Origin of the sequence: Singulisphaera sp. GP187 (assembly GCF_900129635.1) — a bacterium.
Taxonomy (GTDB): domain Bacteria; phylum Planctomycetota; class Planctomycetia; order Isosphaerales; family Isosphaeraceae; genus Singulisphaera.
This window is the reverse complement of sequence record NZ_FSRB01000003.1, coordinates 859,815-874,142: the sequence shown is the minus strand read 5'-3', so window position 1 is coordinate 874,142 and position 14,328 is coordinate 859,815. Positions and strand designations below refer to the sequence as shown.

Sequence of the window (14,328 nt, the reverse complement as noted above, 5' to 3'; positions counted from 1 at the left end):
TTTTCGGATTTTTTTCATCGTGGCGACTCGTCTTAACTCCTGTAATCCAAACCTGTTTGATATCGCCTCGGCTTACGCGACGCTCGCCTGATTTTGCCGATCTGAAAGAATCTCCTTGCCATCCGAGCGGCGAATTGTTCAAGTGTCGTGACGTTCCGATCTGAAGATTCTTGAACGTGTGCGAATCTGAACTCGATCCGAGAACACCCGACCCCAAGTCCCCCCCCCTCGGCGCTGGGTGTGCCGTTCGTCCCGATCTCGATCATTCTCCATCCAAAGAACCCTCGCGCTCACTCCACCCGTATCGTCCTACGCGATGCTGGCGAACTCACGCGCGGCGTTCACCAGGAGAGACCACACCCATGAGCCGCCGACACCGAAAGCCCCTCACTCCGCGTTTCGAATCACTCGAAGCCCGCCAGATGCTCAGCCACAGCGGCTGGAAGGGGAGCGTCATTCCTGTCTCGGCGGCTCATGCTCGATTCCACATTCAAAATAACGTCAATGCGCGGCCCGATCTCGAGGATTTCGCACAACAGCTGGTCCGCGATCGTCAGGGGGCCGTACGCCAAGGTCTGGGCGACTTGGCCAAGGCGCTCCAGAGAAGCTCGGCCTATGCCGCACGTAACGGCTGGGGGGGATGCCTCGAAATGGTGCTCAGCAGGCACCCGAGGTACGCGGCACGTCACAACCTGACCTCTCTCCTTACTCGCCCAGGCTCCCCCGCCACGTCCGGTCCGGAAACCATCGCAACGACGACGGAGCCCCGACCCGTTACCACGATGCGGCCATCGGCCACCACGATCATTCCATCGACCGGCACCGCCGGCACGAATTCTCCTGGCAACCCACCGCCGACCACCAACCCAGGTCCGGTGGAACCGATTCTGACAGCCTCGCTCCAAAATGTCAGTGTGGGCTCGACTCTCAACCTCACGATTCAGCCTGGACAATTGTTCGGCAAGAACGTGACGTACACGATCACGCCCCAACCGCTCCCGGCGAACATGACCTTTAATCGCGCCACCGGAGAGTTGAACTTCTCGCCCGCGCCCGGACAGGCCGGGACAATGGACATTACCGTCGTTGCCGTCGATGGGACCCGCAAGGCGGCCTTAAAAGTTCCGATCCGAGTGAACGCGGCGAACCAGGAGTCCACCGAACTCTCCGGGCACGTGGTCGACGAGTCGGGCGCCCCTCGCTCGGGGATCCCCGTGGTCATCGGCGATGCCAAGGTCATGACCGACGCCAAGGGGAATTTCACCTTGACCGGGGTGCCGACCAATCCGGGGCCGATCAAGGTCGGCGACTCCAAGTCGAATACGGGAGATTGGCTCAATCTGACGGCACCGGTGGAACAGTTGCTAGGTCATCAGCCCTATGCCAATGCTAATAACGCGATCGTCCAGCCGTTGATTCTGCCCAAGATTGACTGGTCGGCTCCGGCCGATTTCCGCCGGACTGATGCGTCCAAGGCGGCCAGCGTAACGAATCCGGCGATGCCAGGTTTTGCTATACGATTGTCACCTGACGCTCGAGGCACGATCACGTCGGGGACGATCTCGGTGGCCGAATTGTCCGCTTCATTGGCGTCACAACATTTGCCGGAGTTTCTCAACGGAGAGATGCTCCTCTATCACTCTGTCGGTATTGATCTGACCCAACCCGTCGAATTGACTTTGCCGAATACCGCCGGCTATCAGCCCGGCGCCGTTGTGAATCTTTTGAAGATGAACATGCTGACCGGCGGCAAGGACGCCGTGGGTCGGATGATCGTTTCGGGCGATGGGCTGACGATGACCTCAGCAGGTCTTATCGCACTCGCCGCGGCGAAAGCGCCTCAGGCCGCTGCCTTTCACGCCATCTCGCTGGAAGCACTCGACGGTAGCGGAGGCAGTGGTGGAAGTGGAGGGAGCGGAGGCAGTGGCGGTACTGAGTTCGCCGCTTGCCTTATCGCGGGGCCAGGCGACCCGTACGGCCAGCCCAATCAACCTTGCGCCGGCTGCCAGCCTGGCGGCGGAACGGCACCTCCGCCACGCCGTCCTACGTCCCCCCGGGGTGGTGGAATCTTCGGTGGAATCTTTGGCTCCGACACGGGGCTTCTGACTGGTGAATATTTCCAGGACCACCAGACCGTTTCCTACCAATCTCAGGGAGTTAACCACGGCCTTGACCTTCAGTATAGCTCCGATCAGGCTTACCCCCACCCCGTGGTTCAGTATCAATTCACGACCCCCCTTGCTGGTGAATCTTCCTCGATCTCCTCGATCACGGCCCAAATCAGTCTGGGAGGGGTCACTCAGGGGGCTGCCACGACCTATCTGACTCCCGGTGGGCTGACCGACCAGTCAACCTACTATATTCCGCTCCAAGTCGATGCTTCAGCATTGCCAACCGGTGTTTACCCCTACACGTTTACAGTCACCGAATACTTCGGTAGCTCACCCACACCAACCTCCATCACCTTGGAGCCCCAGCAAGGTTACGTCAACGTCGTCAACGCGGCGAGCGATCCACTGGGGGCCGGCTGGAGCATCGGTGGCTTGCAGCATGTTTCTCAGCTCACGGCGGGACAATCGGTGCTCTTGACCACAGGCCAGCAAGGAACCGAACGCTTCGACGCCGTTTATAACGACGGCCAGACATACATTAATGACATCGCTCTAGGGTCCAGCGTTACCGACTCTCAGATCCTGGCCAATGACGGGGCGGGGCGTTTCACGGCCGCCACCGCGACTTCCTATGGGGGAACCGTCGGTACCGCGGCCGGCGCCCTTAACGGCGACGCCTGGATTGACCAAGTTGTGGTGGACTCTTCGACCCTGGCGATTATGATCAACAACGGCTCCGGCGGATTCACCGCGGGTAGCTCCTACTCCCTTCCCAGCGGGACGATCGGCAAGGCCGTCGCTCTCGGCAATTTCACCGGCCATGCCGGCGCCATCCTCGACGTTGCGGTCCTGCTGGCTCCTAGCTCGGGCTCGAGCAACTACTCCGTGGCGATCTACACGGGCAACGGAACTGGGACTTTTGCGACCCCCGTCGTCACTTCCGCCGGAAACGGTGTCTCGGCAGGCTCGACCGCTAACTCGATGATCTCCGGCGACTTTAATGGTGACGGCAAGGATGATCTGGGCTTCGTGACGGATAATGGGCTGGCCGACGTGATGCTCGCCACGAGCAGCGGCTCCATGGGTTCGGCCACGACTCTGACGCTTCCTTCGGGGCACAAGGCCTATGGAATCGTCGCGCTCGACTTCAATGGAGATAGCAAAAAAGATATTGTCGTCGAAGCCAAAAATTTGAATGTGCTTGAATGGGGCCTTCCGTTCGTCAGCCTCGACCTCTTCACCGGTTCCGGCTCCGGCGGTTTCAGCTTCACCTCCACGACACTTACGGTCGGCCAGCCGAATTACGCCGTCCTCGGCCTGGTCGCGGGGGAATTTAACGGCCCGGATGTCGGAATGGAGATCGCGGTGCCGATCTCCAATGGCTTTGACTACTCCAGCAATATCAACACCTTGATCGACATCATCCCGCTCTCAGCCTCCGGGGTTTGGGGCAATGGAACCATCATTACTGCCGGAACGCATGGATCCTCCTATCCCCAGCCCGGGAGCATTGTCGCAGCCGACCTCAATGGCGCGGGGCGGCCGAGCCTTGCATGGACCGACGGCACGGGCCAACTGCGAGTGCTGATGGCTGACCCAAGTTCCAGTCAGTTTTTCCCCTTTGGTTCGGTCCCACTACCCTCGAGCTCCGGTCAGATCGGGATGATTGCTGCGGCCCCATTCAATCGTGAGGTAGCCACTCCGGGCTTCCGGGGACCGAGCAGCGCTCCCTCGACACTCCTTCACAACCTCGATGGCACTTGGACGCATACCTATCCCGACGGAACGGTTATCCAGTTCGACAGCAGCGGTCGAGAAACATCCGAGGCGGACCGCAACGGCAACACCACCTCCTACACGTATTTCACCAGTGGTGCAGCTGCCGGTGCCCTGCACACGATAACCGACCCGGTGGGACTGGTCACGACCCTGACTTATGATGGTTCCGGCCATCTTGCCACGATCATCGACCCGGCCAGCCGGGTCACGACGATCACTGTGGACGCGAACGACAACCTCACTCAGATCATCGACCCTGATGGTGCGACCGTTCAATTCGGCTATTCGACACCCTCGAACCACTTGATCACGACCGAGATCACCCCCAACGGTCACACGGCGACCGTCCATTACAATTCTTTTGGCCAGTTGACGAGTGAGACTCTCTTCGACGGTACCTCGACGACTTCGGTTTCCTCCTCCCGAAGCCACGGTCTGCTCGCTCCGGGGGACAGCGGAGGTCTCTCCACTGCTTATAACGCGACACTCACCGATCCAAACGGGCGGACGACGACCATCGCCTTCAACTGGATGGCCCACCCCACGGGTGCGTCCGATGCAACCGGAGCGTCGTCCGGCACGACCTACAACAGCCGGGGTTTCCCAGTAACTCAGACCGACGCCCTCGGCCGGTTGACCACGTTTACCTACGACGCGCTCGGCAACGTCACATCGATTACTCGACCAGGTGCCGACTCTGGCGAATCAGGAGGATCGGGCGGGGGCCCTCCCAGTATCGAAACGATCGCCTACGGGGTGAATAGCGTTCCCACCTCGATCACCGACTTTAACGGCAATACAACCACCTTCACGCTCGACTCCCACGGCAACATCCTGCGCCGCACCGACGCAGACAGTCTGCACGAGGACTGGACGTACAATTTCGCCGGCCAGGTGCTCACCGACACCAGCCGCAACGGCAACACAACCACCTACGCCTACGATTCGCTCGGCCGACTCACGACGATCACGTTCCCTGGAACCGGTTCTCCCCACGTCGTCTATCAGTACAACTCCGCTGGTGACGTCACCTCGATCGCCGACGAACTGAGTCATACGACGACCTTGACCCGCGACCAAGCTGGGCGCCTCCTATCGGAGCAAGATCCAGTACAGGCGGCGGCGGGAAAGGCTACCTCGTACACCTACGATGCCGACGGCAATCTCACCAGCGTCACCGACGCCCTGGGACGCGTCACAACTTATGCGTACAACGAGCGTGACCTACTGGTGGGGATGACCGACCCGGTCAACCAGGGAACCAGCCACCATACCACTTACACGTACGACGCCTTCGGCAACCTCAAGACCATCACCGATCCGCTGGGCCATACCACCACGTACACCGTCGACAATGCCAATCGTTTGACGAGTGTTACCGACCCCTTGGGGCACCGAACAACGTTTGGGTACGACCTTGTCGGTGAACGAACTTCCGAGATCGACCCAAACGGGCATACAACATTATACAGCTACGATAATCTGGGACGCATCAAGACAATGTCCCTCCCGGATACCGTTCCAGTCGGCTCGGGCGGATCAGGGGGCTCGGGTGGATCAGGGGGATGGGGCGGCACAGGAGGGCCAGGAATCGCCGAGTACACCTACGGTTACGACCTCCAAGGCAACCTCACGAGTGTGAGGGATCCACTTTCCCACACAACAACTTACACATACAGTAATATTAATCGTCGAATCGCGATCACCGACGCACTCGCCCACACAACCAGCTACGGCTACGACGCCGACGGAAACGTGACGACCATCACCGACCCGCTCGGTCATGTCACGACGAACACCTATGACGTCCGAGACCGATTGATCAGTCAGACAGCCCCGGCGGGCGGTGGAACGACGACATACACCTACGACCCGCACTCACGACCGACGAGCCTGACCGACCCGATGGGCAATGTCACGAGTTACGGCTACGATGCGGCCGATCGTGTCACGACAGTGACTGACCCGCGGGGCAAAACGACGACGAACGTCTACGATCTTGTGGGTAACTTGACCCAGTTGACGGACCGCGATCTACGAATCCGCCAGTTCGGCTACGACGCGGACGATCGTCGGACGACCGAGTCGTGGATTCCGATCGGCGGCGGCTCGGCCACAAACGTGATCACCATGACCTACGACGCGGCGGGCCGGATGACAGGCATCCGCGACAATATCAGTCAGTACGCTTATACGTACGATAATGCCGACCGTCTGATCACGGTGGATGATGCAGGAACCACCGGCCTTCCGCAAGTGACGCTGACGTATGGTTACGACGCGGTAGGAAATCGGGCAAGCCTCGCCGACAGCCTTGGCGGTGTGACCGATTACGTATACGACTCACGCGATGAGTTGATCGGTCTGCGACAGTCCGGCACGGGAGTCACGAACAAACGTGTCGACTTCAACTATGACGATGCAGGGCGACGGACCGGTCTGATTCGCTATTCGGACCTGACCGGAACATCGACGGTCCTGGCGACGGCCTACACCTACGACGCTGCAAACCGACTGACCGGCCTCGTGCACAAGACGGCCCTGACGGGAGGCACGGTAGTCTCGTCATACGGCTACACGCTCGATGCGGTTAACCGCTTGACGCAGGAGTTGAAAACCTGGACGACGACCGGTGGTACGGCCACCGACACAGTCGGCTACACCTATACCAACGACAGCCAATTGACGGGTGTGACGCACACAAACGTCGCGTTCGCCAACGAGAGCTTCAGCTACGACGCCAACGGCAACCGGACCATGACCGGCTTCACGACCGCTACGGGGAACCGGCAGTCGAGCGACGGGACGTTCAACTATGCGTACGACGACGAGGGGAACCTGACGAGCAAGACGGAGATCACCAGCGGGAACCAGGTGCTTTATACTTGGGATCATCGCAATCGGCAAATTGGCGTCGAGCAGGTCGTCGGCGGCGTGCACACGACGCTGGCAACCTTCACCTACGACGCTCTGGACCGGCGCATCGGAGAGTCGGAAGGCGGGGCGACGCGGTGGAGCCTCTACGACGGCTGGTCGCCAATCCTTGACTTCAACGGGACCGGGACTCAGACAGCGCGCTACCTGAGCGGTCCGACCCCAGCCAGTGTGGACGCAGTGCTGGCGCGGGAGACGTCGGGGGGTGCTGTGACGTGGTATCTGAGTGATCGGCTGGGGACGGTACGAGACCTGGTGAACAGTTCCGGCGGCGTGATTGACCATGTCGATTATGGGGCGTTCGGCAACGTCACGGGCGAGTCGAATCCGGCCGTGGGAGACCGGATGAAATTCGCGGGTCTGCAGTACGACTCGACGACAGGGCTTAACTTCGCCCTGCACCGCGTTCAGAACCCGGCAACCGGAAGATGGATGAGCCAGGACCCAATCGGCTTTGCTGCTGGCGATGCGAATCTCTACCGTTACGTCCACAGCAACCCGGCCAATCTCATCGACCCCCGAGGGACTTGGTATATCGACATCAACCTCGCGCCACCGTGGCTTTTCGCGCCGGTCGTCCCTGGGTGGGGCGTCCAGATCGGCCCATCGAATTACGGCCCGTGTTACTTCTGGGGAATCCATCCCTACTTCGGCGCCCAGACGCCCGGCATCACCGGCAGCATCGCTCCCGGGGGTCAGTCTATCACACCGGGCATCAACGTGGGCGTGGGATGGTTCGCACTACTTGGCGGCCAACTTGGTGGCGCCTACAATCCGTTCAACGGTTCAGGCGGTGGTTTTTATGAGGTCGGCGTGGGCGGTAACCTGCTCGGCGGGTTTGGTGCTGGCGCGTGGGGTGTCCTCGGTGATGTTAACCCTGCTAACCTTGCGATTTCGTTGGGGCGATGGTGGAACGGGAAACCGGTCTCGTGTACCCCCCCTGCGCCCCGGCCTCCCCGACCGATGCCCCCCCTACCGACGATGCCTCCGAAAAACCCCCACTTCAGGCGGCCAGTTGAGCCCATGTTCCCACCGCTGAATCCGAATCCTTTCAGTCCCCAGCCGTTCCCGCCGTATCCCGGCCTTCCGTAATGCGTCCCATTGTCCCGGGGAGAGCACGGAGGCTCAATCTTGTAGGGAAGGCGACGCCAGGCGGCCCTTTGCTCAGCCCGGCGGTGGATGTCATCACAAATTGTCGCACCGGACTCCGAGTGTAGGTATAATAAGTCATTTGATGGCAGTCATCCCACGGAAAATCGAGGTGGGGTTATGGCCGGGGGCATGTCCTGAGAGGCGAATGTCCCGGCGCGTTGGTCGAGGAGGGTTCGTCAGCCTCCGGTGACGGCGATCGATCGGCCAGGGATGAGACGGCGAGGCCGCGCGAATGTTTGATCCGACGGACAATATCGTTCTTACTCTTCTGAATATCCTGGTTTTCTCGGCCGTGTTTCTTTTCTTCGCGAGGGCGGCAATTTCATCTATGGGGATAATCAAGAATTATCGTCTCTATCATGTCAGAATTCTCGAGAATTGGGCCTCCGAGAAAGGCTATAAGATAATCAAGGAGGAGGCCAGACAACTCAACCCTTGGATTCTGTCGAAAAGCGCCGTTCAAGCGGTCTTCTACGTCACGGTGGAGGACCGTCGAGGCGAGCGGCGCAGCGGCTGGGTCAAATGCGGTGGATTCTTTCGGGGGCCAAATTCGGAACGTGTCGTGGTCCGTTGGGACGGCCCCGCGAATCGGTGGGGTGAGGTCACCGACACCCAGGAGCGATTCGGGAGGATCACCGACCGGACACGCTTCGGTTGGAAAGGGGGGCCTTCGTCGCGAGGCCTGGCCGTGACCCGCCGGACCATCCTTGTTTTCGGCGTCGCGGACCTCGCCCTCGCGACGTTGCTATTGGCCATGGAATCGGGGCTTCTTTTCATGCTCGCGATCGGCGTGGATGAGGTCTGGAACGGTTCCCTGGGCCTGAACCGTTACTTCGGCAGGGTCCCGCGACCGGAACTGATCGCCGACACCCGAATGATCATGGCTCAGTCGCTCGGCTTCTTTGCCCTTTACCTGCCCGCCTTGGTGACGCTGACGGTCGGCGGGATCGGGTTGATCCTGCGTAAGCCGTGGGGTTACTATTCGCACCTGACTGGGTCAGCGCTCGTGGCCGTTACCTGCTTTGGGATCGTCTACACAATCCCCGCGTTGGCGTTCGCGCTCAGGCCGGAGTTCAGGGAGTACCTTCGGGGCACAAAGGCGACGAAGCCCGTGTCGGATCCCGTCGGAGAGTTGTAGCGATTGGATTATGAACGGCGCTTCCCTATTCGCCGCCCCCTGAGTCTAGATGGGCCGAACTTGGCGTCTTGGGTCCAAGCATCACGGCCAAGAGCCGACGGGCGACGGGGAGGCTGACCCCTTCGGCCTGGACCTTACTGAGGAACGCGGCTTGCATGTCGGCGGTGATCTCGACGGCGCGTTGCAGCCGGGCATCGAACTGCTTCAGCAAGGCCGTCTGCTCAGTCAGGCGAGCTTCGAACGCCTCGAGGCACTGTTGGGTCAGCGTCCCCTCGACCGCAACGACGGCGGCGGCGTCCCGGTAATGGCTTTGCCGGCTCTGTCCCTGGTCTTGGGCGTGTGTCGGGTGACCTCGCCGTGAGCACCGAACAGAACGGTTCGGGCGTTGGCCAAGCGGCGTCGGACGCGGGCAACCATCCCCTTAGCGCGGAACTCCGTGGTGGTCAGCGTGGTCAGGCCTCCCGCTGATTGGACGTGTTCAGTATTGAAGTGTCTATGGAGCTCCCAAAATTAATCAACGATCCGCCAATGGGCTAAAAACCAACTGAAAAGAGCGGACGCAGCAAGTCGTTATCCTGTCATGGTTTGCAGTCGACGCAGCGACGCAACTCTTTTCGGGTAAACCTTTTGCAGAAACACCCAAATCCTACTGGTTTTTAGCCCATTGGCGGATCGTTGAAATTAATAAGGGAGTTGAGAAAGTCCCTCCAACAACGGTACTTTCTCACCGCCGATGCCAGGACCAGTGAACATCGCGGACACTTTGGGCGGCCAAGGCAGCCCGAGGAACCGGAGCAAGACTTTGCCGACGAAGGACTTCTTCGCCACCTACTGCCTACTCGACCACTGCCGAAACTGTCCGCGCTTGTCCACCCTCGCTGAGAAAGTCCCCCAACAAGATTTTTTCCGACCACGCAATCCGTTCAGACTGCCCGACTTGTTGAGCCTTGGTAATGCGAGTCCATCTGCGAACGATAACAGCGAACCCCGCGTCGAGGAAGACGCGATCCGGTGGCTGACCATCGGGCCCGACGACGGAAACGTGAATCCCGGCCGCGAAACCATTAAGCCGATAATCGGGAACGTCGGGCTGGCGAGGCCGAACCACTCTATTGACCCGACTTGGCGAACAGGTCGGCCAGCGGGATTCGCAGGATCCTGGCGATCAACCTCAGGTTCAAGATCGAGACATTGCGCTCGCCCCGTTCGACCGAGCCGATGAAGGTGCGATGGAGCTCGCACTGCTCGGCGAGTTGCTCCTGGGTCAGGTTGCGCGCGATCCGCCGCTCGCGAAGGCGGTCGCCCAGTTCACACAGAAATTTGGTGTCGTCCAGGTTCATGCTTGACGGGCATTCTCCCGTCACACATGATGTGTTTAAGTAGCATTCGCTTTCTGGGCGGCACGAAACAATCGGCGCAGCCGCTCCGGCCATTGCGACCAGGGCAACCGGTCCGTTCCCGAAGGTCGTAAGTCGTGTCGAAGCAGCGCCGATCACGCCACGCGATCGTTGACCGGATGGCGGGCGGGTGAATCATGAAGGGGGACGGGCAGACGAGGCGTCATCGAAGGCGATGACACAGGCACGAAAAGCGAGGACGCTTCGGCCCACCGAAAGGCCGATTCACTGACGTTGCGGTCAGCTTGCGGGTCAGGGGATTCTGAAGGATCGACGAGCTCTCAAGGCTCGGGTCAGCCTTGCTCGATCCGCTTGAAGAGCTCGGAGGGTTTCAGGTCCAAAGCCGTGGCTACACGCTCGATGTTGATGAGGCTGGGATTTCGCGTGCCCCGCTCGATGTCGGAGAGGTAGGTGCGGTGGATGCCGGCCCTGTCCGCGAACTCCTCCTGCGTCAGGTGGAGCGATTCACGCCGATCCCTGACGGCGGCCCCGAATCGTTCACGAATGTCTGGCTCGCCTCCCTTCTTCATTGAATTGAGGGTAGAGGCTTGTAGACTATCAGTGTATCGACGATGAGTGACATTCTGGTTGGCTGTGATGAGAAAGCGAAAGGCCTCGATCCGCCAAATGAACGGGACGCAAATAACTTCCCAGTTTCAGGACGATTCACGGACGTGCCACGAAAGTAGGCGGCTCGACCCAGCCTACGCTCGTGGGATTACAGCGGTTTGCCTTCGAGTCGCTCACGTACTTGTCGCTGGGAGAATAATTCGGTGTCAGATCATAATTAATCCTGATGCTGTCTGAGCGACCGCAGAGAACATCGAGAATAATATGATCTGACACCGAATTGTTTCCGAATTATTTCGAGAATAGTATGATCTGATACCGAATTATTTTTGACACCGAATTATTTTCGGTCTCGTGTACCTTGACCGGCTGACGCGGCTTCGATGGCTGACGATTTCCTCCTCAGTCAGGTCGACGGACACCCGGATCATGCCGCTTAAGACGCTGGCCCGCCTCAAAGGACTGAGTGTCGGCGGTACCGACGTCACGGATGCCGGTTTGAAACAACTGGTAGGAAAGAACGACCTTGAGCTTCTGGGGCTCGATCACACCACCATCACCGATTCCGGACTGGAGCATTTGACTGGATTGGTCAACCTCCAACATCTCAACCTTGAAGGGACTCAAGTCAGTGACGATGGGCTGGCCCATCTGAAAACATTGGCGAATCTCAAACGGCTCCATATCAAGGGGACTAAGATTACCGACGCTGGTTTGAGAGGTTTTCGACAGGCGAAACCGAAGGTGGGGATCCGTCGTTGAGCACGCCCCCTTCCCCCTTCTCGAGCACGACAACGCCCCGGCTCTCACCGGGGCGACTTCCGCCACCGGCAGGAGGGGTCGGAATGGGGATATTCCTAGTTTTCGACGAAGTCTAAGCAAAATAAATAATGATATGTAATGAAAAAAATTTCCTTCTGTGAGGCATCAAGCCGGTGGGCAACCTCCTAAAGTGGGCAATATGGCAGAATTGGGTGAGTGGCGAAGGCTTGCGGTCGAACGCCCATATACTCTGAACCTGCCAGACATTCCAATTGAAGTGTCTGGCTGCTCTGATTACGAATCTTTGTCCTAGGGTTTCCTGAGGGAGCCTCCCCCCTGCCCCGTGCTTCGGCGACCGGAGAGTCTGATCGCCCTCGAACCCTCGAAATGAAGAGCGAGTCGAACGACTTATGGCGGAACTGATTTCGGAAATCTGGTCGGGCCTGCGTGACGCGGGCTTGCCGGAAGTCATGCTCTTTCTTCCCGACGGGACGGCCAGTCGCTGCCACTGGGACGACACGGCCATTGTCGCTGAGATTCGGGTCGCGCTCCTCGGCGATCAGGAACGGAAAATCGTCCGGATCATTCCGGTCGATGCGTGCGTCGGAATCGGGATCGCCAGTCCCAAGGGGACTGATCCGATGAGCTATCGCGGCGTCATCAAGCAGAAGCTTGAGGCGTGGCGCACTCCCGAGCCGAGCGCCGACGTAGCGCCCTCGTGATCGAAACGCCGTTAGGAACGAGGGTGGAACTTGCCGTGGACTTCGCGAAGTCGGCTGAGCTCAACCCGGGTGTAGACCTGGGTGGTGGCGATCGAGGCGTGTCCGAGCATCTCCTGGACCGCGCGGAGGTCGGCGCCCCCGGCCAGGAGGTGGGTGGCGAAGCTATGGCGGAGCGTATGCGGGCTGACTTCGGTGTGGAGAGCGATCGCTTGCGCGTGGACCTTCACGATCCGCCAGAGTCCGATCCGGGAGAGCGGCCGGCCGGTCCGGGACACGAAGACGGTCAAGGTCTCGGGCCGTCGGGCCACCAGTGATGGTCGATCCTCGCTGAGATACGCGGCGAGGAGCTCACGCGCCCGCTCGCCGAGCGGGACGATCCGTTCCTTGTCCCCCTTCCCCACGCAGCGGGCGAACCCCCCCTTCAAATCCAGGTCACGGGCTCGGAGGCCCACGACCTCGGAGGCCCGGCAGCCGGTCGCGTAGAGCGTCTCGAGCGCGGCACGGTCGCGACGCCCGAGCCGGGTCTCGCCGTTCGGCGCACTCAAGAGCCGATCGACGGCTCCGGGGCCAAGGACCGTCGGCAAGCGATCCCAGACCGCCGGCGCCACCAGCAGTTTCGCCACGTTCTCCGTGAGGCGACCGTCGAAAATCAGGAACCGGAAGAAGGTCGACAGGCTCGCCAGGTTTCGGCCGACGCTACTGGGTGCGAGTCCGCGCTGGACCAGGAAATCCACGTAGCCGACCAGCGCCGCGATCTCGAGCTCGGCCAAGGCGCCCGGCGCGTGGGCTTTGCGCCAGCGACTGAACCGCATGACGTCCGAGCGATACGCCGCCAGGGTGTTCGGCGAAACGCCGCACTCCGCCATCAGGTAGTGCAAGAACGGCCCAATCGGGTCACGGTTCGGGTCGGGGCGGGGGATGACGGGCATGAGGATGAACCGTTAGTCTCAGAGTTCGTGTCTTAGTCGAATGCCAGAGGCCGGCGCTCCGCTCGTTCCTTCCTTCCTCATCGGTCGATCGCTCGTTCCCGCTTCATCTCGGTCCCGATCGTGCCGGCGGGGCGTCAGAGACTCCACTTGGATTCGAGGGGGCGGCTCTGGTAGGGTGGCCGACGATCCGGAATGGGCAAGGGGCAATCTGGAAAGGAGTACGTTCGCGCGATGGCGGAACTCTACGATCGGTCGCGTCTGATTGAACTGCTGCGGCGGGATGCGCTGAGGACCGGGACGTTTACCCTGGCGAGTGGACGGACCTCGCATTACTACGTCGATGGTCGCAAGGTGACCCTCTCCGCCGAGGGGGCGGCTCTGATCGGGCTCGGGGTCCTCGCGCAACTGGCCGACCTGCCCGGCGTCTCGGCCGTGGGCGGGCTGACGATGGGCGCCGACCCGATCGTGGGCGCAACCCTCGCGGTTGCGGGCGCGCGCGGCCTGACGAACTGGCGGGGATTCCTGGTGCGCAAGGAGGCCAAGGGGCATGGCACCGGCAAGCTCGTCGAGGGGCCGCTCGAGCCCGGCAGCGCGGTGGTGATCGTCGATGACGTTGCCACCACCGGTGGTTCGTCGCTCCAGGCGGTTGCGGCCGTTGAGGCGATGGGCTGCACGGTCGCTCGGGTCATCGTCGTGCTCGACCGCCTGGAAGGGGCCGCCGAGGCGTTCGCCGCCAAGGGGCTCGACTTTCACGCGTTGGCGACGATTCGCGACCTGGGCGTCGAGCCGCTGAAGCCGTAGGCGAACCGGGACTGTCGGCCCTCGAGCGTAGGA

At 60.7% G+C, this 14,328-nt stretch carries 9 protein-coding genes; 6 read left to right on the top strand and 3 right to left on the bottom strand.

The window, feature by feature from the left end:
- Positions 1 to 362 precede the first annotated feature (362 nt).
- The 3 genes from BUS42_RS39530 (at position 363) to BUS42_RS39520 (ending at position 9,475) form a co-directional block, all read left to right on the top strand.
- Positions 363 to 7,916 (top strand): FG-GAP-like repeat-containing protein, encoded by a 7,554-nt coding sequence (locus BUS42_RS39530; protein ID WP_083671318.1) that lies wholly within the window; start codon positions 363 to 365, stop codon positions 7,914 to 7,916.
- Positions 7,917 to 8,538: 622 nt separating this feature from the next.
- Positions 8,539 to 9,114: a hypothetical protein gene (locus BUS42_RS43360; RefSeq protein WP_143206687.1), complete on the top strand. Its 576-nt coding sequence runs from the start codon at positions 8,539 to 8,541 to the stop codon at positions 9,112 to 9,114.
- A gap of 49 nt (positions 9,115 to 9,163) precedes the next feature.
- Positions 9,164 to 9,475, top strand: coding sequence for a hypothetical protein (locus BUS42_RS39520; protein WP_074317041.1), 312 nt, complete (start codon positions 9,164 to 9,166; stop codon positions 9,473 to 9,475).
- Positions 9,476 to 10,223: 748 nt separating this feature from the next.
- Here the strand turns inward: BUS42_RS39520 and BUS42_RS39515 are convergent.
- Positions 10,224 to 10,454 (bottom strand): helix-turn-helix domain-containing protein, encoded by a 231-nt coding sequence (locus tag BUS42_RS39515; protein WP_074317038.1) that lies wholly within the window; start codon positions 10,452 to 10,454, stop codon positions 10,224 to 10,226.
- A gap of 350 nt (positions 10,455 to 10,804) precedes the next feature.
- A complete protein-coding gene (locus tag BUS42_RS39510; RefSeq protein ID WP_074317037.1) occupies positions 10,805 to 11,041 on the bottom strand; it encodes a helix-turn-helix domain-containing protein in 237 nt (78 codons plus the stop codon).
- 469 nt (positions 11,042 to 11,510) lie between these two features.
- On the opposite strand from BUS42_RS39510, the gene BUS42_RS39505 reads away from it, so the two are divergent.
- On the top strand, positions 11,511 to 11,843 hold the full coding sequence (locus tag BUS42_RS39505; protein WP_143206700.1) for a leucine-rich repeat domain-containing protein: 333 nt from the start codon (positions 11,511 to 11,513) through the stop codon (positions 11,841 to 11,843).
- Positions 11,844 to 12,253: 410 nt separating this feature from the next.
- Positions 12,254 to 12,565, top strand: coding sequence for a hypothetical protein (locus tag BUS42_RS39500; RefSeq protein ID WP_074317034.1), 312 nt, complete (start codon positions 12,254 to 12,256; stop codon positions 12,563 to 12,565).
- An 11-nt stretch (positions 12,566 to 12,576) separates the two neighbouring features.
- On the opposite strand, the gene BUS42_RS39495 is transcribed toward BUS42_RS39500, so the two are convergent.
- Positions 12,577 to 13,494 (bottom strand): site-specific tyrosine recombinase, encoded by a 918-nt coding sequence (locus BUS42_RS39495; protein ID WP_074317031.1) that lies wholly within the window; start codon positions 13,492 to 13,494, stop codon positions 12,577 to 12,579.
- Between the two features lie 231 nt (positions 13,495 to 13,725).
- Between BUS42_RS39495 and pyrE the strand changes: the two genes are divergently transcribed.
- A complete protein-coding gene (pyrE, locus tag BUS42_RS39490; RefSeq protein WP_074317030.1) occupies positions 13,726 to 14,295 on the top strand; it encodes an orotate phosphoribosyltransferase in 570 nt (189 codons plus the stop codon).
- Positions 14,296 to 14,328: the final 33 nt, after the last annotated feature.